Source organism: Paenibacillus roseus (assembly GCF_016424485.1).
GTDB classification, from domain to species: domain Bacteria; phylum Bacillota; class Bacilli; order Paenibacillales; family Paenibacillaceae; genus Paenibacillus_D; species Paenibacillus_D roseus.
Genome location: NZ_JAELUP010000117.1, coordinates 94,108 through 116,536, shown reverse-complemented (window position 1 = coordinate 116,536; position 22,429 = coordinate 94,108). Strand labels below are relative to the sequence as shown.

Below are 22,429 nucleotides of genomic sequence, written 5' to 3'. Positions count from 1 at the left end.
GTGTCAGCTACGGAAATAGGCGCGATTAAGGCACGGCTCGAATTGGACGCGGCGAACTTTAGGGCGGGCATGGATCGTGCGAAACAAGACCTAACCGGCGTAGCGGAAAACGCGAAGCAGACGACGGCCGCGTTTAAGAAGATGTCGGAAACTCGGGATAACATCGATAAACTGGCGGCTACTCTCGATAATGTCAACGCCCGGGCCGATATTCAGCGGCGGAAGCTGGTGGATTTGCAACGGCAGTACAAGGAAACGTTTGACGACGGAGCCAAGGCGAAAATTAACGATAAAATTGTTAGCACGGAGGCAGCGCTGCTTTCGCTGACTAAACAGTCCGACGTAACAGCTTCGAAAATTCACGAGTTGGAGGACAGCTTTAACTCGGCCGGTGACGGATTGGATAAGTTTGACGGTAAAGCTACGTCTACAGTTACGAAACTCGGTGTAGCTTTCGCGGCTCTAACGGCTGCATATGCGGCTGTAATTACGAAGTCAGTCGAAGCGGCGGCCACTTTCGAACAGTCGATGGCGAAAGTCAAAGCGGTGTCCGGCGCGACGGCTTCGGAGTTTAAACGGCTGCAAGACCAGGCGCTTGAACTCGGGGCTACGACGGTGTTTACGGCGGGGCAGGCGGCTGATGCTCAGGGGTATCTCGCGGTTGCCGGTTTTAAAACAAACGAAATCATCGAGGCAATGCCTGGCGTACTCAACTTGGCGGCGGCGGCTCAGATGGACCTCGGACGGACGGCGGATATCGCTTCGAATATTCTTACGGGGTTTCAGCTTAAAGCGGAGGAAACCGGCCGCGTAACAGATGTGTTGGCGAAGGCATTTACGTCGAGCAATACGAGTATGGAGCAGTTGGGCTACGCCATGAAATATGCGGCACCAATCGCAGCGTCGACCGGGGTAACTATCGAACAGACAGCGGCAGCAATCGGGCGGCTTTCCGATGCCGGTATTCAGGGCGAAATGGCCGGTACGCAGCTCCGCGCGATCATCCTACGCTTGATTAAGCCGGTAGGCGAGGCGAAGGATGTAATGGATCAGCTCGGAATCAAAACGAAGGACGCGGCCGGGAACATATTGCCATTTACGGACATCATTCGGCAGCTTGAGGTAGCACTCGGAGGACTAACGCAGTCGGCACAAACGGAGGCGGCGGCCCTTATCGCAGGAACCGAAGCCACTGCCGGATTGCTTACGTTGGTCAACGCGGGGTCCGACAACCTCAACGAATTTGCCGAACAACTCCGTAACGCAGGCGGTACGGCCGAGCAAATTGCGGAAACTCAGATGGATACGTTTAATGGCGCGGTGGTGCAGATGAAATCCGCACTCGAAGCCGTAGGCATTACGGTCGGCAACGATTTTATTCCGATACTTCGGCAGGCGGCGGAGGCCGTTACGCGGGCGCTGCTCGGGTTTAACGAGATGAGCGATGGATCGCGTACGTTTATCATTGCGCTTCTCGGCGTTACCGTTGGACTTGGGGCGTTGTCTACAGCAGCCGCGGGAGCGGTTATCGCGTTTAAAGCACTAGCGGTAGCGGGAGTATCGGCGCAGGCAGCGTTAGGATTTTTCGTCGCGATCCCTGCGGCTATAGGACTTGCGGCAGCCGCGTTTATCTCGTATAAAACCACAGCGGCAGCGGCGGCGGAAGCTCAGGCGGAGTTTAATGCACAACTTGCTAAGTCTCCGCTGGAAAATACGGCGGAGGATGTAGAAACCCTGCGAGGCCGCGTCGAAGAATTGGAAAAAGCGCTGACTCGTCGTAACGAAATCCTTGCAGAACTTAATAACATGTCTGCGCTTAGGGGCGGTTACGGTATGTCCGAAGGGCTTCAGGAGTTGGCGGACAAATCCCGTAAACTAGGCCAAGAGTTGGCGGACCTTAATAACAAACTCGAAGTGTTCGGCGTAAAGACACCCGATGATGCAGCCCGCAGATTAGATGAGATGAACGCGAAGATTGAGGCGTCCATCCCGGCTCTGAACGAGCTACTACGTGAGGAATTGGCGGAGGCGGCCGCGAAACAAGAGCAAATTACGCAATCCGAGAAGCTTCTCGACCGGTACCAGGAGCTGTCGCAGCAGACGTCACTTACGGCGGACGAGAAGTCCGAATTGACTCGCGTAATCCAGCAACTATCCGATCAATACCCGGAACTTAGCGCCAAGTTGGACGAAAACGGGCGGCTCATGATCATGAACGAGGGCAATGTCCGTAACTTGATTCAAGCGGAGAAGGATTCCGTGCAAGCCACGTTGGATAGCGCTACTTCGCGTTCCGATGCCTGGCGGCTGGAGACGGAAAAGAAGCTAGAGTACGCGAAAAAGCAACTCGAAGCTTTGCGAGCTGTTTCGCAGGCGGAATCGTTTGACGGTAGCGGCACGAATCCGTATGGATTTACGGGTTCCGGTGCTTTCGGACTTAGCGGCACTGTTAAGCAGATGCTCGAAGATGACCGTAAAAAGCTCGAAGCCGAGGTAGGTACGTATACCAAAACAATAAACGATATGGACCTGCAATTAGCTAAGATCAGAAACGGCACGTGGAGCGAGAGTGATACGGGCGGCGGTTTAAGTACCGGCACGGGAACACTTAACCTCAAAAAGGACAAAAAAGACAAGAAACCTAAAGATAAAAAGGATAAACCGGCCGAACGGTTGGCGCAGGAAGCGTACCGAGCCTCGTTACAATACATCGAAAAGATGCGTTTGCAGAATCGTATGTCCGAGGAGCAGGAATTGGCGAAGTTGGACGAACTTGCGAAAAAGTACGAAAAGTTCGATGACATTTGGATTGACGCTACGAAACGTCGTAATCAACTATCCGATCAGATGGCGGCAGCCGATAAGAAACGGACGGACGATGAGAAGAAGCAAGCGGAGGAATCGAAGCGGGTCGCGGAGAAACAGGCCCGTGATAAATTCGATGCTTCCGCGGAATGGATCGAAATGGAAACGCGGCGGCTGACGGAAAAAGGCGCATCCGAAAGGGAAATCACCAACATGCAGCTCGCGGCGTGGACGCGGGTCCGTAATCGCTACGAAAAGGATTCGGACTTCTACAAGCGGGCCGATAAGGAAATGTTCAACGCGCGTATGAGTCTCCGTAAACAGGACGAACAGGCCGCGAAAGAAGCCGCCCAAGCTGCTGAAAAGTCTACGAAAGAACTTACGAAGTCCATCGTAGATGCTATCGACAAGCAGCGGAAAGCCGAACTTGACGCGCTGGAGGAACGGAAGCAGGCAATCAAGAACCATTACGACGAGATGCTTCGGATTATCGACGATTTTGAGCGGGGTAAAGACCGTAAGAAAATCGAGGATGAAGCGGATAAATACCGCTACGCTACGTCCGAGAAGGGCCGGAAACGCTACGAAGAGCTTCAAGAGCAGCTTCGCAAAATGGACGTCGACGACAACAAGCGGGCGTTGCAGCAGGAGCGGGACGATAAACTCGCCGCGTTGGATAAACAGAAAGCGGATATCGACTCGTGGTATGCGGACTTAAAGTCGTCCATCGAGAATTTTAACGGGGACTTCATTTCGATTTATAAGCTGACGGACGATGAGCGGTTTAAATCTTTTGTCGATACCAATGAGCGAATAAAAGCGGAAATGGAACGGTTCAAGGCCGAAATGGCCGCAATAAACGCGGGGGCCGGGTCCGGAACCGACCCGTACCAACAATCGATTATCCGTCAAATGCGGGCAAATAGCGAAGCGTGGAAAAGCGCCGACGCAGCCGGGCGGAAACGCTTGGAAGACGAGAATAAGCGGCTCGGGTCGCAAGTTGGCGCAACGTATAACAGCGGAGAGGGCCGTTGGTACAAGGACGGCGCACCGCTTTATCATACGGGTGGAATTGCAGGTGAGCGGCCGTTTTCTTCCGGTCAGCGACTGATGCCGGATGAGTTGACCGCGATACTCCGTAAAGGTGAGGTCACGCTGACTCCGGAGCAGATTTCGCAACTTGTCGGCGGTAATGCGGGGTTGGCTCCGGTAGGCAATATGGTCCACATCGAAACACTTGTCGGCGTGCAGATGAACGAACCGGTTATCGAAGATAACGTAGATATAGCCGCATACAGACGTAACGGAGCCGATGAAGTAGCGGAGCTTTTACGTAAGAAATTAACGGGAGGGGATGGCGGTTGAGAGGTTACGGGTTTACGTATAAGGGGCGGCACAGCAGCACAATGGGCGTTAATCTGCTCAACTATACGCCGAACTCTCCCGAATTACGGGAGTATGAGGACGAAGTCGACGGGCTTCCTGGCGTGATCGATTACGGGACCGAGTACGGTAAGCGGGCCATTGACGTAACGATGGACCTCACCGTAAATGACGATCAGTTTAAGGTAAGACAAAGCCAAATATACCAATGGCTCAAGCCAACGCAGGCGGCCGGGATACTCGTTTTTGACGACGTGCCCGACCGTTTTTATTTTGCCAAATTAACGGGACTCCTTCGGCCGGAGCAGATCGGCCAATACGGGACATTTACGCTGACTTTTAAGTGTACGGACCCGTTTGCTTACGGACCGGAACGGATCGAAGAATACGTTATAACCAAATCACCGGGCACCAAGCGGATAGTTTCGGATGGCACGGAGCCTACGCCGCCAGAAATCATCTTTGTTAACACCGGGACCACTACGGTTCCTAAGATTATTCTCACGAACGAATATCGACTAGAAGGAGGATAAACGATGATTAGCGATTGGTTAGCACAGCAGTTATTAAACGCAACACTACGTAACACGGCGTTCACGACTCCCGCCACGGTATACATCGCTTTATATACGTCAAACCCTACGAAAGCCGATACGGGCACCGAAGTAACCGGAGGCGCGTATGTAAGGCAGGCCGTTACCATGTCGGCACCTACGGTCATTGACGGGAGTTATACAGTACGCAATACGAGTGACGTCCCATTCCCGGTAGCAACCGCAAATTGGGGGACGTTGACCCATTTTGGTATACGGACGGCGGCCACCGGAGGAAATCTCTTATACTTCGCGCCGCTCGAGAATTCACGGAGTATCGTCGCCAATGACCGATTTACTATGGGACAAAACAAGGCGCTTGTACGATTTATTCAACCGTAAGGAGGCGTAAAATTTGAATCTTAAACCGATGTACAAGGCCGTTGCAAATTCGCCCATAACGGAGCTGGCTGCGGCTATTAACGATACAGTGACAACTATTACGCTACTGACAAGTAATTCTTCCGTTATTCCGGACGCGCCAGGCATCGTAACAATTGGTACGGACAGCAACGCGGAAACGATCTATTACGCGGGTAAGTCCGGGAACAGTCTTACGGGAGTGACGCGGGGGTTCAGCGGGACTACGGCGAAAAGCTGGCCGATTAATACAAAAGTGGCGAGATTCGCGACGAGTTACGATCTGAATACGTTGAAGGAAAACGTTGAAGCGCTCGGGGCGCAGGCGACCGAATCCGCTACGCTCCAGGCGCAACTCGTTCGCGGCGTGAATAAAATCGAAACCGACCAAGCCAGCCCGCTCGACGGTACGGTATATGGGCGGACGATGCAAAATATAATTCCGCCGCAGCGCTTCGAAGCGAATAACTCTGCTTGGGCGTTATCAGGCGGTACCGTCCAATATGACAATACGGTCGGCAACTACGAAATCGGTTCTGCTGCCGCAAAGGTGACATTAAGCAGCGATAGTACATCTTTTTTTTATTCCACCGCTTTACCAGTGCTGCACGGCAATAAGTGTTTTATTGCCGTGGCGCGATACAAAAACGGGAACCTTGCTGGCGGTTTAACAATTGGAGTCGCTGGGGCAGGAGATTACTTAGTTACCGAATCAAATTCTCGAGTAAACTCGACATCCTTTACTACCGTTTCAAGGCGGTTTAAAACGTTAAAGGATGTTCCGGCCAACCTGATTCGGATCGGCCCGTACACAGATGGCGGGGAGACCGGGCAGTTCTGCTGGCTGGACGCTATGGCTATCTTCGAAATAAGCGAGGCCGAATACAACATTCCGCGCGCCCAATGGGATGATAACCGGTATCCCTACATCGACGGTATGCAATCCGTTCGGGGAGTGCTTATCGAGCATCCGGGGCGTAACCTTGTACCGCCGTTTTTAAATGGGATGTCGGGAGTTAATTATCGAAGCGGATATGAATTCGATCTTGCAATCAATGGCCTGGTTTATTTTTTACTGCCTGTAATTCCGAATGAGACGTACGCGATCCAATGTGATACGAATCATTCGGACGCTCAGTTTGCAGTGTATGAGGATGCAGCTAATCCAGCCTCTATTATTTCGTATACTCGATCTACGACAACCTTTAACGTAGGCAATAGATCGCTTGTACGCATTTATTTCCGATGCAGGAGTTCTGCGACGGAGGCAGCGTCATTCAAAAATCCTGTGATTGTTCTCGGCGGAATAAGCAAACTGCCACCATCGTTTGTGCCGCGTGAAGATCAGCGGATTATCATTGACGAGGTATTGCGGAGTGTCGGGGGTCTATCCGATCAGGTAAATTTGGCGCGGCATCAGGTTACGCGGCTTGTTGGCGTTTGGAGGCCGGATTCGTCAGGAACTTATACCCTTGACTCATACAGCGGAGTCTATGTACCCAGGATAGCCATTCCTGCCGATGCGAGCAAATCCACTTTACCCGTCATGGTTAGATATGATGGGCTAATGATCAGGATAGGCGCTCCTTCGACAGATGGGCCAAATGTAGTTAGTTCGTATAATTGGGGCCAAGGGACGTTGGCTTTTTCGGTGGCTAATGCTGATTCAGGTTGGTCAGGGACTTTGACGCCTAATCAAAATGCTATCAAGGCTTTGCTAAATGGTTGGCGTGCAGCGGGAAACAGCGGTACAGCCTACAACGCTTGGGTATCGATCCTGGACGGCAGCGCACCGCCGACCAATACGGAGGCTTACGTAGCAGCGAATAAAGCCCCCGGCTGGACAGCGTATGCAACGCTGCAATACCAACTGGTCAATCCTGTAACGTCGGCTGCTCGTATCGAGGGCGTAATTAGCCTCCATTCCGGCGTTAATTCGCTTGAGATGAAAGAGGCGGCGATGCTTCGCGAAAAGGCTAATCCGGCGCTTGACTCAGCTTCCGGGGTATACCGATTAAACTTTACGACTCTTCCGGCATCCGTCTTTAAACGCCCGGCTGAAACTATTTTGGCGATATACAAAGGTACGGATATCGATCGCAAATGGACAATCCTGACCAACGCGACATCAGCAAAAGGCATTACACGAGCGCACATACCAATTGCTGACTACGATTTGTCCGCCGAATACTTTGTCACCTACATCGTCCTTGACCGCTATGCCTACTCAGCCGCGATTAGCGCAGCTACTGCTTTTTACGCTGGCAATCTCGGCTCCGCTGTGTCAGCCAATACGCAGCAGCTTGCGCGTGAGTCGACGCGTAATGACATTCAAGATTGGCGGCAGACGGTAGACGGGGCACACATCGATAACCTACGGCTTGACCTTGACGAGCACAGAGGGAAAGGCGGCTCAACGCATCCATTAGCAACAAAGGACGACGCAGGATTCCTGTCGCCAGCAGGATTCGAGAAACTTCGCGATATTCAAGCAGGGGCACAGGTCAACGTAGTGACGAAAGTTGCCGGGAAGACCGGTGATGTGTCTCTCGTAAAGGCTGATGTCGGCCTTGGCAGCGTAGATAATAATTTAACGGCTACACAGGCAGAGGCAGAGGCGGGTACGGCAACTAACCGGTTTATGACGCCACAGCGGACTAAACAGGCGATTGACACACGGCTGCTCAATAATGTGAGCTTCCGAATGAATAACGGAATGCTTGAGTACAACGATGGAACGGGGTGGAAAAGCGTGGGGGATGTGGATTATACGCCTTATTCGGCCTTTCCCGAGATTACTCTATCGGGATCAGGCCAAGCGTGGCAAACACTTGTAGACATAACCGGAGAAGGAAATATTGAAAGAGCGCTATTAACATCAAATACTTCGGTAGAGCACGAATTCCGCATTACCGTTGACGGTATTGTGAAGCTTTATGTCACATCGTCTGCCTCCAATAGGGTCGTCGGTCAAGCATCGTTAAGTTCGGGGCCAAACCCTGTGGTCGCTGATGGCGTGCCATATTTCGTGGCAATGTCAATTGGCGGCTTTGGGTTTTCCTCGTTCTCTCAGACATTCAACGCCTCCGGCCCCCCTTTGTGGGGAACTACCACTCTGCAAAGTGGTGTATGCTTAACTGCCGCGCCCGTGAAGTTTAAGTCATCACTAAAAATTGAAGTAAGGGGCATAACCACTAGCTCCCTTAAGGTTCGTGCGACTGTCTTTGGAGGTGTAAAGTGATGGATTACATTGTAGATAATAGCCAAGTGTATACCCGTAAGGTAACCGATGGCGGTACGATTATCGTTGTATACCACGATGCGGAGTATCATTTCAAACTTGCGTTAGACGACGACACCGCTACCGCTCAAATCTACGATTACCTTGACGTTGCTCAGGACACTGACGGCGTAGAGGTGACGTTCACGGTAGACGGAGGGCAGCATAAGGTCCAGACGGAGAGGGGCGCTGTATCCATCGCTGTCCCGTCCGGCACAAAAGAGATAACCGTATCTGCTCCAGGATATAGGTCAGATACGATTAGTATAGGCTCCTAACGGGGCCTTTTTATTTTGGGGAGGGAGGCGTAATATGTTCGGACCATTTAACCGGCTGCCGCTCGACCGTGCGCCGGATATGACGTCGAGTATCTTCGGCGGCGGAGTTGTCGAAGTCCAAACGGAAGTGTCCGGTGGGTTTCTCCGGGATATCGTCGGCGGTGGATTGGCGTCCGTGGAGACACAAGCGTGGGCGGAATTCCTTCGTGACATCTTAGGCGGTGGGGCGGTATCCGTTGACACGGAGGTAAAGGCGTCCTTTATCCGGGAAATAAAAGGCGGCGGCCTGGTCGAGGTAAACGTCCAGGTATGGGCGGACGCATACCGTAACAGAGTCGAGCGAATTGAATTAACGGGGCCGTTTGCTCCGGGAGATAAGATCGTGATTGATTCGGCAAAATTGCGGGCTACGAAAAACGGAGCGTTCCTTAATTACGAGGGGGATTTTTTCAATTTCTGGCCGGGTCCGAATGATTTAACGTATACAGATACGGAGACCGGCCGAACGTGGTCTGTACGGGTCACTTATCGAGACCGGTTTATTTAACGTAGGGAGGCGGTACATTGTCAAAATGGCGGTCTAGGCTCGAACTCCATACGGCGGACGGCCGATCTATACTCGCAGCCGCGAAGGATGTCGCCGTAAACGAAACGCTTAACGGAGAGTATTATGTTACATTTACGTATCCTAAAGTCCTCGGCGATGCGGACCGTTACGACGGACTAGTAGAGGGCAACGAAGTCCGATTTCCACAGCGGATCGAGCGGGGCCAGCGGTTTACCATCCGTAAAGTGGACGAATTCCGCCGCGGGCAGCAGATGTATAAGACGGTGGAGGCGCATCACGTAGCGTTTAACCTCGGAAATTACTTTTACGACGGGTATATCGATTTCGCCGCGGCGGAGGACATAGCGGAGATGTTGGCGTTATTAGGCGCTGACACTCCGTTTTCTTTTACCGTGGAGGGCACGTTCGATAAGCAGGATATTTTCGAATGGGGCGAGGCACGGCGGATCGACCTACTGCACAGTTTACGGGATTTGTATGGAGCGGAACTATCATTCAACAATTACGAAATTACGCTGACCACTCGTAAAGGTAATAACTACGGGTCCGAAATCCGGTATCGGAAGAATAGCGCCGGGATCAAGCGGAATTCACATACGATGGAACGTATCACCCGGCTATACGGTTACGGCAAAAACGGATTGACCATCGAGGGGCTGCCGGGACATCCCGTAAAGTATATCGATAGCCAATATTACGATCATGCCGCTCCACTTGAAGGCAAAGTGGAATTCCCGGAAATAGACGATCAATCGAGACTACTGGCAGAAATGCAAAAGTACCTGGCAACCGTCGAGCTTCCGAAGGTGTCCTACGAGGTGGAGTTCGTGCAACTCGAAAAGGTTGACGATGACTTTTACGAAGAGCGAATTCGGGATGTCGGCGACACGGTTACGGTGATTGACGAGCCGATGGGCTATCGCTTTGACGCCCGTGTACACCAATACACGCGATACCCGTTCGAACCGAAGCGGGCGCGGATCGTGCTGGCGAATTTCCGCGAACTTACGGCGACCGACTACCTATTTAAAGCAACGGTAGGTAGCCGGAAAGCCATCGAGTATACGAGCCGTAACGCTGTACTCAAAGGCGTAAAATATGACGACTCGGTTACGGTGGCGGACGGATTCGGAATAACGGTGTCTGACGACTTTAACCGAAAGCGCGTGATTCTCGGACAATATGAGCCGGGCAAATACGGGCTACTCGTGCTAAACAAAGCCGGGACCCGTACGATATGGCTCGATGACTCCACGGGAAACGCCGTATTTGCCGGTACTCTACAGGCTGCGGGCGGTACGTTCAAAGGTACGGTGGAGGCCGGAAGAATCATAGCTTCGGAGATCAACGGGGGCACGATCAACGGTACGTACATCTCTGGAGTATCGGTATTCGGTAGCGTAGTGACCGGATCGCTGATTCAGACGGGGGTTTCGTATCCGCGGATTGAGTTGAATTCTAGTGGAAACCTTCTGAAAGCGGAATCAAGTTCGGGGAATTCATTGGCGATTAGTCCGAATAGAGACGGTGTTCCTGCGGTTTTTTTCACAAGTGGAGGGGCGACTACCGCTTACGTACAATACGTGCAAAATTACGGCATGGTTATGAACGTTTTTGGAGGCACACTAAGCTTACTTCCATCTCGTCACTTGTTCTTAACTCCGGGAAGCGGCTACAATATAAACGTACCTAGTTGGACCCGGTTGGTCGAAGAATTGACGGGTCGTTCGCTCCAACAGGAGTTGACCGGTTTAGGAAATGCATCGTACACACAGTCGGTTCAAATCGCCGATTTGCAACGAAGAGTAGCGGCGCTCGGCGGCTGATGGTATAATTTACGTAAATATACCAATTTAGAACGGAGAGTGCGTTGTTATGAAAAAATTCGTAGTAGGCGTAGTTGTAGGAGCAGCGTTAACATTATCAGTGACGGCCGCAGCCGATTCAATCAGTTTCGTAGGTAAGAAAGTTACCAGTCAAACGGAAGTTTATTTGGACGGAAAGCTTTTCGATTCAGCTCCAGTCATTGACGGAACAAGTCTCGCTCCTTTACGTAAAGCATACGAGACGGCCGGGTATAAAGTGACGTACAAGGACGGTAAGGTGTATTTGGAATCAGACGTAAGTACAACAGAGACAGAAGGTGAAGAATCCGTGAATGAGAATAATCATCCCACAACCCCCGAAGAGGCGGACTTGAAGATAATTGAGGGCCAAATTGACAAGACAGGGTTGGACATCCAAACACAACGAGTTATTTCGAATCCAGAGAACGGCTTCTCCAAAGAAGAACAGGAGGCGGCAAGAGCGAAAATTCCCGAACTCGAAGCGAAGTTAAAGGAACTGAACACAAAATTAACCGCTCTCAACTCGGCCCAATAAAATAGTATCGTATACCAGGTCGTCTACATTACGTAGGCGGCCTTTTTAATTTTACGAAATAAAAATATCGGAGGGATTACGTATGTTAAACGGAAATGACCGCAATTACTCTGTAGGGTTCGTAGATTACACGATCAATCAAGAGAGTTTGTATACCGGTAAACTTACGGTCACGTTCGGATTTGAGATGGAAAATTACGACCTTGACGTATTTACTCCGGAAAAATACGCGGACTTTATGGCGAAGCTGGTCGATGTCATCCGCGAATATAACGGAGAAAGTGTTCCTTACGCGATTCTACGAAATTCAGACGGGGTTTTGTGATCGTGGAGAAGGTAGCCGAGATGTTCCGTCATGTGATCGACCTCACTCCCGGCCAGTTCTTCGTAAAGTATGGTTGGATCGGACTGCTGGCTGCGGGGGTATCTGCGGCAATCTTAAAGTTTCGGAAGTAATCAAACAAACGGAGGGAATACGTGTGCACACTAATAACGAAACAATCGGGTCAATTAACTGGAAAAGCGGAGTTCTGGAAGACAAGGCGCTCGTGTCATTCTCCGGCTACGAGATTACCCAAAAAGGAACGGACGTTGCGCAGATGACAATTACGTTCGACTTTAACGCTTCGGCTCCAGAACTGTCCGCGAGCTTCCCTGCGGAAAAATATGCGGAGTTCCTTCGGGACATCGCGCAAGTAGTTCGAGCATGGTCCGGTTACGGCTCCGTGAGTGACGACGGTTTCGTCTTGACCGGAAAAGTTCGTTAAACTGATTCGGATAATTTGTTCGTAGCAACTTCTACAAGCGTGTTTACCGTAACAAGCCCGATTGCGGCCGCCTTGGTCTTTACTTTTTCCCAAACGGTATCTTTGCGGACTGCATCGATAAAGGCGTGGCCTTCTGGCGTCAGTCCTCTTACGGTGTAATAGTCTTGTCCGGATATCGTGGCAGGTAACTTATTCGTCCAGAGCAGCTTTGCGTCTCTTAATTGATGTATTGAGTAATTAACGTCATCCAATGAATACCCGCTTAAACGCTCATATCCGTGAAGGGTGCCGGTAGTTTTCGCATCTACTGGCCGGAAAGTCTCTTCAATAGTAATTAAAACATCCCGCATACACTCGTGATTCAGTTTCATTAATTAAACGCTCCCTCTGTCATAGTTTTAGTTCGTACGGACTACGTATTCGACGTAGTGGGAGTGTTTTCCTTTTTCAACTATATTTTACGAAAAGGTGGCGTAAACATGGCGCAAATCACGCATAAACTCGAAATCCTCGTCAACGCAGGCGAGCCGGTTTCCGAAATTAAGAACGTAATCAACGGGTTCCTCCAGCTTCATCCGGGCCGCGAATCCGAAATCCTATCCGAGTTGAAAGCGGAAATTGACGCGGCGCTCGCGGTTTTTAACGTAGATGAAACGGGGGCCGCCGAATAATGAATTTTCTTACGGTAAATTCCGGAACGGGCGTGGTGGCAGGCGGAATCGGCGCAGTGATCGGATTCGCTTTCGGCGGCTGGTCGGAGGCACTTACGTTTCTGTTAATCGCGATGGCCGTCGATATCATATCCGGAGTTACGGCGTCGCTTAAGGAGGGCCGCGGGATTAACTCGGCGGTGGCATCCGTGGGCCTGGCGAAAAAGGGGCTTATGCTGCTCGTAATTATCCTGGCGCACCGGATCGACGTATTGATGGAGCTTAACGCGGTGGTTATTACGGCGGCCGCGTATTTTTATATCGCAAATGAACTCGTAAGTATAACCGAGAACATCGGGAGGGCGGGCCTTACGCTGCCGGGAAAACTTACGGATATTATCGAGGTACTAAAGCGTAAAGGAGACGATAAATGATGACGTGCACATACGTAACGAATCATATTCCGAAATCCACCCCGGCAAATAGGCGGCCCGGCCTCGTAATGCAGCCGAATACCATTACGATTCACAACACGGGCAATGCCTCGTCTACGGCCACAAACGAAAGGGCCTGGCTGACCAATCCCGCGAATAGCCGGACGGCCTCATACCACATCGTAATAGATGAGCGAGAGGCCATTGAGTGTCTGCCGCTGGATGAAGCGGCTTGGCATGCTGGAGACGGCAGCGGGGGCAAGTCGGGAAATCGAACGAGCATCGGCATTGAAATCTGCGAGTCCGGTAATTACGCAAAAACGCTGGATAACGCGGCCGAACTCGTGGCCCGGCTGCTCAAGGAACGGGGATGGGGTATAACGCAGTTACGCCGACATTTCGACTGGTCCGGCAAAGTATGCCCGCGGCTCATGTATGATGGCGGTAAATGGACGGGATGGGCTGCGTTTAAGGAGGCGGTCGAAGCGAAAATGAAACCGAAGGAGGAACCGAAAGTGAATGAGAAGAACGGTAGGCTCGAAGCCATCGTAAAGGTGAACGGGAAAGAGTTGGCCGAAAAAGGCTACGTAGAAAAAGGCGTTACCTACGTACCAGTCCGGGCCGTAGCCGAGGCGTTGGGCGCGAAGGTGACGTGGGACGGCGGGACGAAGACGGTGGAGATTACGGTGAAATAGATTCGGATAAACGGAAAATCCCGCTTTGCCTGCGAGGGCTTGGCGGGATTACGCGTGACGTCATTTAAATTTAAGCTTACCGCGTTTCTTTTCGTTTCCTTTCTCGAAAAGGCGGACAACAGGCGATGCCTTGTCGTGCTGTTTACTTATATCTATGCCGGTGTACTTAACGTATATCTGTGTGATTTCTATTGAGGCGTGTCCCAGTATACGAGAAAGAGCAACTAAATCTCCGCCACCCCGAAGGAATGAAACGGCCATGTAATGACGGAAAGTATGCGGACTTACGCGTGCGCTTATCGTTCCCACTCTTTTGGCGTAAATTTTCAAATTTTTACTAAATGTTTCTCCGTAATATCTATGTCCGAATTGGGTTAGCCAAAGGTAATTATTATCATCATCGAGATTCATATACGATATTAGCTTCTCCAATTCTTTCGCGGTTCGTTTGGAGATTGGTACTACTCTAGTCATCTTAGACTTCGATGTCTCCGCACGTATCACTATTTGGAAAAGTCTAAAATCTATATCTGATATAAGTATATTGACTAACTCTCCAACCCGTACCCCAGTATCAAGTAACACCAACATCATACAAAAGTCTCGAAAACCGGTGTATACTCCCCTAACTGGACCCTCAAGGAGTTTCTCAACATCTTCATCAGTAAAGATTTCAAATGTATCTTTGTTTTCTTTTTGCTTTTTAACTCCCTTGAATGGTGATTCTGAGAGCACTCTTTCTGCCAGTAAGTAATTAGTGAAAACCTTTAGATTTCGCGTTATGTTATTTACCGAACGCGCAGTTATACCGACTTGTTCGCTGTTATTAGTGGGGTGGTCATCCCATTTGACCTTTTTGAAAGTCAGGTAATGTGTAAAATTTCGGATAGTCTCACTGGTAAGCCCGGGCTTACCATTTTCATTGTACCACTTAATAAATTGATTAATTGATTGCTTGTACGTCTTAATCGTTCTGTCTGACTTACGTTCAAGCCGTTTGTCCTCTAGAAACATAGATAGTTGCGTTTCCAAGTCGACGCTCCTGTTATATTTCGGCTTTGATGCGAATAAAAACTTAGGGGTTTCATTAGACATTTACCGGTACCCTCCATAGCGCTAAATTTACGCTGATTGCTCCAATAAACTACCGCGGAAAAATACAAAAACTTATAGGCATTGCGATAAACTGACCGTATGAAATTACGTAGGAAAGTGCAAACGAGCGTGCCATCCGTCATGCGATCGAGGTCGCGTGGACGCGCGGCAACATCGACAGCATTTCGCATTTGTTTGGTTACACAATCAATATCAGCAAGTCAAAGCCGACCAACAGTGAATTCATTGCGATGGTTGCGGATAAGTTGCGGATTGAGCACAAGGTGTCGTGAGAGAGTAAGAATTATGAAAAGTAAAAAAAATCGCAGCCAGCATTTTATACCTTATGTACTGGAATAGAGTACATCTTAGATCGCTTCTTTATTAGCCTTTCGCAAGGTGAGTAGAGAAGCGGTCTTTGTTTAATGAGGACTTGCAGGCATCGGTTTATAGATGGTCAATAGTCATACTATTAAAAAAAGATGGATAGCTCCATGAAACAGAAGCCGTCCATCTGTATGTAGCTCTCGGATATGATAATTACTGACTCTTTTGTCTCTCAGGTCTTGTTCTTTTTTTTCGGAAGCGCGGAGCCACATAATTTCGTTTCCGGTCACGAAAGAAAATCCAGCCTCCGATAAAGCTCACTCCAGCAAAAAACAGTATAAATCCAAGTAGAAATTGCCCCCATGCAAATGAATGAATCAGCTTGTCGTCATTCCCGAAACCTGAAAAATAATTAAAAACCGAATCTTTCATTTTCAAAAAGCCAACCGTTGCAGCTGCTCCGGGAATGACAAGCAACAGGACGGCTATAAATCGTGCAATAATAACTCCCATTTTCTACTTCCTCCACCGTAAACAACTTTTGCAATTATAATTATCCCTATGATACCTTGTTCCATTCCGTCTGTCCATGTTGCACATTCGGGATAGAGTTTACGATAGCCAGTAAAAACAGTTACAATAGCAATAAGGAACAGTAAGGAGCAAGGTTATACCAATTGGAGGTTTTCGGATGACGATTGAAGTAGATGTTGCCGTTTTAGGGGGCGGACCCGGGGGATATACTGCGGCGATTCGCGCTGCACAGCTCGGAAAGAAAGTCGCAATCATTGAAATGGACAAGCTTGGCGGAACTTGTCTGCATAAAGGGTGTATACCGAGCAAGGCGCTTTTGCGCAGTGCAGAGGTTTATCATACGGTAAAGGAAGCAGACGCTTATGGCATTACTGCGAGCGATGTTACCCTGCGGTACGAGGCGGTTCAGGAACGAAAACGTAAAACGGTTGAGGATTTGTTCAATGGTTTGCATTATTTAATGCGCAAGCACGGTATTCAAATTATTAATGGCAAAGGCCGGATTATCGGGCCGTCCATATTTTCGCCTCGTAGCGGCGCAGTGGCTGTAGAACTGGCTGATGGTGAAATGGAAACGGTGGTTTCGGCGAACCTTATTATTGCTACCGGCTCCAGAACACGTCATTTGCCTGGGCTTGCGCCGGACGGGAAATCCATTTTGTCAAGTGATGATGCGCTTGAACTGAATGAGCTTCCTGGTTCGCTGCTGATTGTGGGCGGAGGCGTCATCGGTGTGGAGTGGGCTTCGATGATGAACGATTTTGGAGTAGATGTAACGCTGGTGGAAGCCGCTTCGCGCTTACTGCCAGGGGAAGATTTGGACATCTCGGTTGAACTCGAGCGAATTCTCCGCAAGCGCGGGGTGAGAATATTGACGAGTGTCAAACTGGATACAAATTCTTGTCGTTATGCGGATAACGGGACTGTAAGTATTTCTGCCGAAACAGCGGATGGTCATGTTGTTCTTGAAGCGGAAAAAATGCTCGTATCGGTTGGACGGGAAGCAAATGCCGACCAGATCGGGCTTGAAAATACAGATATTCAGCTCGCCAATGGCTTTATCAAAATCAATGGCATGATGCAGACAACAGAGCCTCATATTTATGCGATCGGCGATGTTGTTGGCGGTCTGCAGTTGGCTCATGCGGCAGCACATGAAGGAATTATCGCAGCCGAGCATATATGTGGGCACAAGCCTGCGCCATTAGTAGCAAGCAGAGTGCCGCGTTGTGTATATTCGCGCCCGGAGATTGCCTCTGTCGGATTGACCGAGCACGAAGCCCGCAAGCAGGGACATCATGTCCGCATCGGTAAAATTCCTTTTTCAGCGCTTGGCAAAGCACGGGTGCTTGGTGCGACAGACGGATTCGTAAAGGTTGTGGCGGATGAGGTGACCTGCGATGTACTCGGTGTCCATATGATCGGCCCACATGCTACAGATCTGATAGCCGAGGCTGTGCTGGCTCAAGTGCTGGAAGCTACGCCATGGGAGATCGGGCAGACGATTCACCCGCATCCAACTTTGTCGGAAGCTTTAGGAGAAGCTGCGCTTGCTGTAAATGGCGATTCATTCGTTTTTTAAAAATATAAGCATTTATAAATTGGGCTCAAAAACCAAAATTAGTTTGACCTCTAGGGAGGCGAGGAACGCTACGGAGCAGAGGATTTTTCCGATCGCTGTTAAAGCCGGATTCCTATTTAATGAGGTTTGCAGGGGAATCGGGCTTTAAAGGCGAGCACTATCGTTTCTCCAGAATTCCTCTGCCCTTCGCTGCTTTCTCCTGTTTGTCAAGCACTGATTTTAAGGTTGAGCCATAAATTTGGTTATATTTCACCGAGAAACGAAGTTTTTGCTCGTCAAAGGCGGCAAAGCCGTTTACGCTTAGATCTGCTGGACAAATGGGATCGTTCAACAATATAGTCCTCTCCATGCCGTGCTTAAGTCTATAAAGGCGGCAACAGGCTATGTTTCTTTTTTCCGGCAAACGCGTTATAATTGATACAACCAAGTCTTAGTACCAGGTGATAAACTTGGCGTACAGGACGAATCAGAGACGGTCATGCTTTCGTCTCTTACTACGGATAGGAGGTTGCTCCATGACATATTCCGGATCAGTAGGTCAGACCTTTAAACATCATGAGCTTGGATTAAGCGATTCGCAAGTAATAGAAATGTATACCATGATGCAGATGGCCCGCGTATTCGATGAACGGTGCATGCTGCTGCAACGTGCAGGCAAAATCAATTTCCATGTTTCCGGGATTGGACAGGAAGCGACGCAGGTAGCCGCTGCGTTTGCGCTTGACCGGGAACAGGATTATTTCTTACCTTATTACCGCGATTACGGATTCGTACTTTCCGTTGGCATGACGCTGCGTGAGCTGATGCTCTCTGTATTTGCGAAGGCGGAGGACCCTAATAGCGGGGGACGCCAAATGCCGGGGCACTTTGGAAGCAAGAAGCTGCGTATCGTTACAGGTTCCAGTCCGGTTACGACTCAGGTTCCACATGCAGTGGGGCTGGCGCTTGCGGCGAAGATGAAAAATAAACCGTTTGTATCCTTTGTTACGTTTGGCGATGGTTCGAGCAACCAGGGAGATTTCCATGAAGGCTGTAACTTTGCTGGGGTACATAAGCTCCCGGTTATTTTCATGTGCGAAAATAATCGTTATGCGATCTCCACCCCGTTCCATCAGCAAAGCGCGGGCAAAATCAGCGATCGCGCGCTGGGATACGGCTTCCCTGGCATCGAAGTAGATGGTAACGATGTGCTGGAAGTATACCGTGTTGTCAAAGAAGCGCGCGAGCGCGCCGTTCGCGGTGAGGGTCCAACCTTGATCGATGCGCTGACGTACCGGATATCGCCACATTCTACTTCGGATAATGATTTGGCCTATCGGACGAAAGAGGAAGTGGATGAGCACCGCAACAAAGACGGTATTTTGTTCTTCCAGAATTATTTGATCGATTGCGGTCTGTGGGACGAAGAGAAAAATCAGGCATTATTAAAGCAGCTTCGGGAGCAGCTTGATGATGCCACCTCCTACGGCGATAAGGCCCCGTTTCCTGCTCCTGAGGACACTTTGCTCTATGTATATGCCGACTCTGAAGGCCAGGAGGGAAAGTAAATGCCGGTAATGGAATATATTGATGCCATTCGATTGGCAATGAAGGAAGAAATGCAGCGTGACGAAGACGTCTTTGTACTAGGCGAAGATGTCGGACGCAAAGGCGGCGTCTTCACGACGACCAAGGGTTTAATGGAGCAATTCGGCCAACACCGTGTTCTCGACACGCCACTGGCGGAGTCTGCTATTGCAGGGGTGGCTATCGGCGCGGCGATGTATGGGATGAAGCCGATTGCTGAAATGCAATATTCGGATTTCATGTTCCCGGCCACGAATCAAATCATTAGCGAAGCAGCCAAAATCCGCTATCGCTCCAACAATGACTGGAGCTGTCCGGTAGTCATCCGGGCGCCAATCGGCGGCGGGATTTTCGGTGGATTGTACCATTCGCAATGTCCGGAATCGGTCTTTTTCGGAACACCGGGGCTTAAAATTGTAGCTCCATATTCGGCTTATGATGCGAAGGGATTGTTGAAGGCTGCCGTCCGCGATCCCGACCCGGTTTTGTTTTTCGAGCATAAAAAATGCTATAAGCTGGTGACTGGCGAAGTTCCCGATGATGATTATATCGTTCCGATTGGCAAGGCAAATGTGCTGCGCGAGGGCGAGGATATTACCGTAATCGGCTACAGCCTGCCGCTGCATTATGTCATGGAGGCGGCTGCAGAACTGGAGCAGGAAGAAGGTATTCAGGCTCATGTGCTCGATTTGCGCACCCTCCAGCCGCTTGACAAGGATGCCATTCGCGCAGCTGTCACAAAGACCGGCAAGGTTTTGATCGTTCACGAGGATAACAAAACAGGCGGCGTCGGTGCGGAGGTAGCGGCTATAATTGCCGAGGAGTTGCTATACGAGCTGGATGCGCCAATCATGCGGCTTTGCGGACCGGATGTGCCGGCGATGCCGATTAACCCGCCGAGCGAGAAGTTTTTCATGCTTAACAAGGAAAAAGCAAAGGAAGCCATGCGCAATTTGGCAATGTACTAAACAGTCTAAGGCTGCGCCCTTCTCCCAGACGGAAATTCAGCATTGAATTTCCCTGCTTCGCGTTTTCCTTAGTGAAGCTTGGCCGCCGGAGCCGTGCGCATCTTTTCAGCTGAAGGTTAGGGGATGTGAAATTTTTGAGTAAAATAATAGAAATCATAATGCCGCAGCTTGCGGAATCACTTGTATCGGCCACAATTGACAAATGGCTCAAGCAGCCGGGCGATTCAGTGGAATTATACGAACCGATCTGCGAAATTTTAACCGACAAAGTCAACGCGGAGCTCCCGTCCACCGTGACGGGAAAGTTGGTCAAAATTTTAGCTGGAGACGGGGAAAAGGTAGATGTAGGCACCCCTATTTGCCTCATTGAAACTGCGGACAGCGATGAGAGTGTTTCGGATGCTGCTGTCAATCAGACGCAAACGTCCGGCAGCCGCAATGCTGCGGAGAGCAGCGAGGAGCAATCAACTGAACGCAGTATGCGCAGTCGACTGTCGCCGGCCGTACAGCAGTTGGCCGCTGAGCATGGAATAGACCTGGCTCAGGTTCAAGGCAGCGGATTGGGCGGGAGAATTACACGTAAGGACATTCTTTCCTATGTAGAATCCGGCAAAAAGTCGGGGACTGTACAGGCTCGGGCCGTAAATATGGATCCAAAGCTTGCCGTGCGGACGACTGGCTTGCATTTGGCTGAAACACCAAAAATACCACAAATCGAGATTGAAAAGGCGATTCCTGGCCGCGGTGAATATTTTATCGACGTTACCCCGATCCGCAATGCGATTGCGCGAAATATGCGCCAAAGCGTAACGGAAATTCCTCATGCCTGGACGATGATCGAAGTCGACGTCACGAACATAGTTATCCTGCGCAACAAGCTCAAGGATGAATTCGTGAAGCGCGAAGGCGTGAATTTGACTTACCTTGCTTTCTTGATGAAGGCGGTCGTCAATGCGATCAAGGACTTCCCGATTATGAACTCCGTCTGGGCAGTCGACAAGATCATTGTTAAGCGTGACATTAACATTTCGCTTGCGGTTGGTACCGAGGATTCCGTATTGACCCCAGTCATCAAAAATGCCGATCAGAAAAATATCGCGGGAATTGCCCGGGAGATTGACGATTTGGCACGCAAGACGCGCGATGGCAAGCTGACGCTCAACGATATGCAAGGAGGAACGTTTACGGTTAACAACACCGGTTCCTTCGGGTCTATTTTGTCTTATCCGATTATTAACTATCCGCAGGCAGCTATTTTAACCTTTGAATCGATTGTGAAGCGTCCTGTTGTGATTAACGATATGATTGCCGTACGCTCGATGGCCAATATTTGTCTTTCTCTGGACCACAGAATTCTGGATGGCGTCATCTGTGGACGCTTCCTGCAGCGTGTGAAAGATAATTTGGAAAGCTATAATTCGGAAACCACGTTGTACTAAACTTCAGGCAAAAAGGATGGGACAGCCATGGAAGAATCGAAATCGCTGGATGCACAGTTTATTCCGTTCCTCGATTACGGGGAGGCCTGGCAACTCCAAAAGGAAATTGTTAAGCGTATGGACAAAGGTGAAAGCGGGGACAGGCTGCTGCTGCTGGAGCATCCGCCGACCTATACGATCGGGTCGCAGCAACATCCCGAGCATCTTTTGTTAAGCAAGGAAGAGCTGGAGAGGCAAGGCATTGCCCTTTACCAGATAGACCGGGGCGGCGATATTACGTATCACGGCCCTGGCCAACTGGTTGGCTATCCGCTGCTCTATCTTGATGCAGTGGGATTGGATTTGCATGGCTATTTGCGTACGCTGGAGCAGGTCATTATCGATTGGTTGTCCGGTTACGGCATTGAAGGCGGCCGAAAGCAGGAGTTTACCGGAGTCTGGGTCGGAGATTTGAAAATCGCCGCCATCGGTGTCAAATTCAACAAGTGCAGACAGCGCCGCGGCTTTGTGACAAGCCATGGTTTTGCGCTTAACCTGAAGGCGGGCATCTCGTCAGAGGGATTTGCCGGTATTATTCCATGCGGCATTCAAACCTACGGTGTCACCTCGTTTGCTGATTTGACAGGGCAGGAGATGCCGCTGGACCGGGCCGCTAAAGAATTGCTCCCCCATTTTTGCCGCAACTTCGGCTATGCCTTACCGGAGCTTGTGAAAGCTTGAAGT

The 22,429-nt window shown here is 50.2% G+C and carries 23 protein-coding genes and 1 pseudogene; 20 read left to right on the top strand and 4 right to left on the bottom strand.

What is annotated here, in order from left to right; genetic code table 11:
• The 11 genes from JFN88_RS23295 to JFN88_RS23250 all read left to right on the top strand — a co-directional run bounded on the left by JFN88_RS23295 (position 1) and on the right by JFN88_RS23250 (position 12,416).
• Positions 1 to 4,170 carry a phage tail tape measure protein gene (locus JFN88_RS23295; protein ID WP_199021746.1) on the top strand — a complete coding sequence of 1,390 codons (4,170 nt, stop codon included), beginning with the start codon at positions 1 to 3 and terminating at the stop codon, positions 4,168 to 4,170.
• Positions 4,167 to 4,721 carry a distal tail protein Dit gene (locus JFN88_RS23290; RefSeq protein ID WP_199021745.1) on the top strand — a complete coding sequence of 185 codons (555 nt, stop codon included), beginning with the start codon at positions 4,167 to 4,169 and terminating at the stop codon, positions 4,719 to 4,721. The genes JFN88_RS23295 and JFN88_RS23290 overlap by 4 nt, the downstream gene beginning before the upstream one ends.
• A 3-nt stretch (positions 4,722 to 4,724) precedes the next feature.
• Positions 4,725 to 5,123: a phage tail fiber protein gene (locus JFN88_RS23285; protein ID WP_199021744.1), complete on the top strand. Its 399-nt coding sequence runs from the start codon at positions 4,725 to 4,727 to the stop codon at positions 5,121 to 5,123.
• A gap of 13 nt (positions 5,124 to 5,136) precedes the next feature.
• Entirely contained in the window at positions 5,137 to 8,382 is a 3,246-nt protein-coding gene (locus JFN88_RS23280) for a hypothetical protein (RefSeq protein WP_199021743.1), read from the top strand.
• Positions 8,382 to 8,699: a hypothetical protein gene (locus tag JFN88_RS23275; RefSeq protein ID WP_199021742.1), complete on the top strand. Its 318-nt coding sequence runs from the start codon at positions 8,382 to 8,384 to the stop codon at positions 8,697 to 8,699. The genes JFN88_RS23280 and JFN88_RS23275 overlap by 1 nt, the downstream gene beginning before the upstream one ends.
• Before the next feature lie 34 nt (positions 8,700 to 8,733).
• Positions 8,734 to 9,246 carry a phage distal tail protein gene (locus tag JFN88_RS23270; RefSeq protein WP_199021741.1) on the top strand — a complete coding sequence of 171 codons (513 nt, stop codon included), beginning with the start codon at positions 8,734 to 8,736 and terminating at the stop codon, positions 9,244 to 9,246.
• A gap of 17 nt (positions 9,247 to 9,263) precedes the next feature.
• Complete coding sequence (locus JFN88_RS23265) at positions 9,264 to 11,093, top strand: phage tail protein (RefSeq protein WP_199021740.1); 1,830 nt, start codon at positions 9,264 to 9,266, stop codon at positions 11,091 to 11,093.
• Positions 11,094 to 11,142: 49 nt separating this feature from the next.
• Complete coding sequence (locus tag JFN88_RS23260) at positions 11,143 to 11,649, top strand: hypothetical protein (protein WP_199021739.1); 507 nt, start codon at positions 11,143 to 11,145, stop codon at positions 11,647 to 11,649.
• Between the two features lie 82 nt (positions 11,650 to 11,731).
• Entirely contained in the window at positions 11,732 to 11,974 is a 243-nt protein-coding gene (locus tag JFN88_RS23255) for a hypothetical protein (RefSeq protein ID WP_199021738.1), read from the top strand.
• Positions 11,975 to 11,976: 2 nt separating this feature from the next.
• Entirely contained in the window at positions 11,977 to 12,105 is a 129-nt protein-coding gene (locus JFN88_RS24900) for a hypothetical protein (RefSeq protein WP_269846593.1), read from the top strand.
• A gap of 23 nt (positions 12,106 to 12,128) precedes the next feature.
• Positions 12,129 to 12,416: a hypothetical protein gene (locus JFN88_RS23250; protein WP_199021737.1), complete on the top strand. Its 288-nt coding sequence runs from the start codon at positions 12,129 to 12,131 to the stop codon at positions 12,414 to 12,416.
• Here JFN88_RS23250 and JFN88_RS23245 read toward each other — a convergent pair.
• Positions 12,413 to 12,787, bottom strand: a complete 375-nt coding sequence (locus JFN88_RS23245) for a DUF2513 domain-containing protein (RefSeq protein WP_199021736.1) — start codon at positions 12,785 to 12,787, stop codon at positions 12,413 to 12,415. The two genes, JFN88_RS23250 and JFN88_RS23245, sit on opposite strands and share 4 nt — an antisense overlap.
• A gap of 108 nt (positions 12,788 to 12,895) precedes the next feature.
• Here JFN88_RS23245 and JFN88_RS23240 point away from each other — a divergent pair, with 108 nt between their 5' ends.
• From JFN88_RS23240 to JFN88_RS23230, 3 genes are read left to right on the top strand one after another with little or no spacing between them, the layout of a single operon-like run.
• Positions 12,896 to 13,087 (top strand): hypothetical protein, encoded by a 192-nt coding sequence (locus JFN88_RS23240; RefSeq protein WP_199021735.1) that lies wholly within the window; start codon positions 12,896 to 12,898, stop codon positions 13,085 to 13,087.
• Positions 13,087 to 13,500, top strand: a complete 414-nt coding sequence (locus JFN88_RS23235; protein ID WP_199021734.1) for a phage holin family protein — start codon at positions 13,087 to 13,089, stop codon at positions 13,498 to 13,500. The genes JFN88_RS23240 and JFN88_RS23235 overlap by 1 nt, the downstream gene beginning before the upstream one ends.
• Positions 13,497 to 14,195, top strand: coding sequence for an N-acetylmuramoyl-L-alanine amidase (locus JFN88_RS23230; protein ID WP_233168351.1), 699 nt, complete (start codon positions 13,497 to 13,499; stop codon positions 14,193 to 14,195). Before JFN88_RS23235 ends, JFN88_RS23230 begins: the two co-directional genes overlap by 4 nt.
• Positions 14,196 to 14,255: 60 nt before the next feature.
• Here the strand turns inward: JFN88_RS23230 and JFN88_RS23225 are convergent, their stop codons facing one another.
• Positions 14,256 to 15,290, bottom strand: coding sequence for a tyrosine-type recombinase/integrase (locus JFN88_RS23225; RefSeq protein WP_199021733.1), 1,035 nt, complete (start codon positions 15,288 to 15,290; stop codon positions 14,256 to 14,258).
• Positions 15,291 to 15,415: 125 nt separating this feature from the next.
• Here JFN88_RS23225 and JFN88_RS23220 point away from each other — a divergent pair.
• Positions 15,416 to 15,583 (top strand): annotated as a pseudogene (locus JFN88_RS23220) (sporulation initiation factor Spo0A C-terminal domain-containing protein); the annotation flags it as partial.
• A gap of 247 nt (positions 15,584 to 15,830) precedes the next feature.
• On the opposite strand, the gene JFN88_RS23215 reads toward JFN88_RS23220, so the two are convergent.
• Positions 15,831 to 16,130, bottom strand: a complete 300-nt coding sequence (locus JFN88_RS23215) for a DUF2627 domain-containing protein (RefSeq protein ID WP_199021732.1) — start codon at positions 16,128 to 16,130, stop codon at positions 15,831 to 15,833.
• Between the two features lie 178 nt (positions 16,131 to 16,308).
• On the opposite strand from JFN88_RS23215, the gene lpdA reads away from it, so the two are divergent.
• Positions 16,309 to 17,733: a dihydrolipoyl dehydrogenase gene (gene lpdA, locus JFN88_RS23210; RefSeq protein WP_199021731.1), complete on the top strand. Its 1,425-nt coding sequence runs from the start codon at positions 16,309 to 16,311 to the stop codon at positions 17,731 to 17,733.
• A gap of 157 nt (positions 17,734 to 17,890) precedes the next feature.
• On the opposite strand, the gene JFN88_RS23205 is transcribed toward lpdA, so the two are convergent.
• Entirely contained in the window at positions 17,891 to 18,064 is a 174-nt protein-coding gene (locus JFN88_RS23205) for a hypothetical protein (protein WP_199021730.1), read from the bottom strand.
• Between the two features lie 184 nt (positions 18,065 to 18,248).
• Between JFN88_RS23205 and JFN88_RS23200 the strand changes: the two genes are divergently transcribed.
• From JFN88_RS23200 to lipB, 4 genes are all read left to right on the top strand, one after another.
• The gene (locus JFN88_RS23200; protein WP_199021729.1) at positions 18,249 to 19,280 is read left to right on the top strand and encodes a thiamine pyrophosphate-dependent dehydrogenase E1 component subunit alpha; all 1,032 of its coding nucleotides are present in this window, start codon (positions 18,249 to 18,251) and stop codon (positions 19,278 to 19,280) included.
• Positions 19,281 to 20,267: an alpha-ketoacid dehydrogenase subunit beta gene (locus tag JFN88_RS23195; RefSeq protein WP_199021728.1), complete on the top strand. Its 987-nt coding sequence runs from the start codon at positions 19,281 to 19,283 to the stop codon at positions 20,265 to 20,267.
• 158 nt (positions 20,268 to 20,425) lie between these two features.
• Positions 20,426 to 21,706, top strand: a complete 1,281-nt coding sequence (locus JFN88_RS23190; protein WP_199021928.1) for a dihydrolipoamide acetyltransferase family protein — start codon at positions 20,426 to 20,428, stop codon at positions 21,704 to 21,706.
• Between the two features lie 27 nt (positions 21,707 to 21,733).
• Positions 21,734 to 22,426: a lipoyl(octanoyl) transferase LipB gene (gene lipB, locus JFN88_RS23185; RefSeq protein ID WP_199021727.1), complete on the top strand. Its 693-nt coding sequence runs from the start codon at positions 21,734 to 21,736 to the stop codon at positions 22,424 to 22,426.
• The last annotated feature ends 3 nt before the right edge of the window (positions 22,427 to 22,429 follow it).

What these genes read in the sequence shown, in the direction of transcription:
- JFN88_RS23285 (WP_199021744.1), top strand. Translation starts at nt 4,725, where the DNA reads ATGATTAGCGATTGGTTAGCACAGCAGTTATTAAACGCAACACTACGT.
- JFN88_RS23275 (WP_199021742.1), top strand. Translation starts at nt 8,382, where the DNA reads ATGGATTACATTGTAGATAATAGCCAAGTGTATACCCGTAAGGTAACC.
- JFN88_RS23270 (WP_199021741.1), top strand. Translation starts at nt 8,734, where the DNA reads ATGTTCGGACCATTTAACCGGCTGCCGCTCGACCGTGCGCCGGATATG.
- JFN88_RS23260 (WP_199021739.1), top strand. Translation starts at nt 11,143, where the DNA reads ATGAAAAAATTCGTAGTAGGCGTAGTTGTAGGAGCAGCGTTAACATTA.
- JFN88_RS23255 (WP_199021738.1), top strand. Translation starts at nt 11,732, where the DNA reads ATGTTAAACGGAAATGACCGCAATTACTCTGTAGGGTTCGTAGATTAC.
- JFN88_RS23245 (WP_199021736.1), bottom strand. Translation starts at nt 12,787, where the DNA reads ATGAAACTGAATCACGAGTGTATGCGGGATGTTTTAATTACTATTGAA.
- JFN88_RS23240 (WP_199021735.1), top strand. Translation starts at nt 12,896, where the DNA reads ATGGCGCAAATCACGCATAAACTCGAAATCCTCGTCAACGCAGGCGAG.
- JFN88_RS23235 (WP_199021734.1), top strand. Translation starts at nt 13,087, where the DNA reads ATGAATTTTCTTACGGTAAATTCCGGAACGGGCGTGGTGGCAGGCGGA.
- JFN88_RS23230 (WP_233168351.1), top strand. Translation starts at nt 13,497, where the DNA reads ATGATGACGTGCACATACGTAACGAATCATATTCCGAAATCCACCCCG.
- JFN88_RS23225 (WP_199021733.1), bottom strand. Translation starts at nt 15,290, where the DNA reads ATGTCTAATGAAACCCCTAAGTTTTTATTCGCATCAAAGCCGAAATAT.
- JFN88_RS23215 (WP_199021732.1), bottom strand. Translation starts at nt 16,130, where the DNA reads ATGGGAGTTATTATTGCACGATTTATAGCCGTCCTGTTGCTTGTCATT.
- lpdA (WP_199021731.1), top strand. Translation starts at nt 16,309, where the DNA reads ATGACGATTGAAGTAGATGTTGCCGTTTTAGGGGGCGGACCCGGGGGA.
- JFN88_RS23200 (WP_199021729.1), top strand. Translation starts at nt 18,249, where the DNA reads ATGACATATTCCGGATCAGTAGGTCAGACCTTTAAACATCATGAGCTT.
- JFN88_RS23195 (WP_199021728.1), top strand. Translation starts at nt 19,281, where the DNA reads ATGCCGGTAATGGAATATATTGATGCCATTCGATTGGCAATGAAGGAA.
- JFN88_RS23190 (WP_199021928.1), top strand. Translation starts at nt 20,426, where the DNA reads ATGCCGCAGCTTGCGGAATCACTTGTATCGGCCACAATTGACAAATGG.
- lipB (WP_199021727.1), top strand. Translation starts at nt 21,734, where the DNA reads ATGGAAGAATCGAAATCGCTGGATGCACAGTTTATTCCGTTCCTCGAT.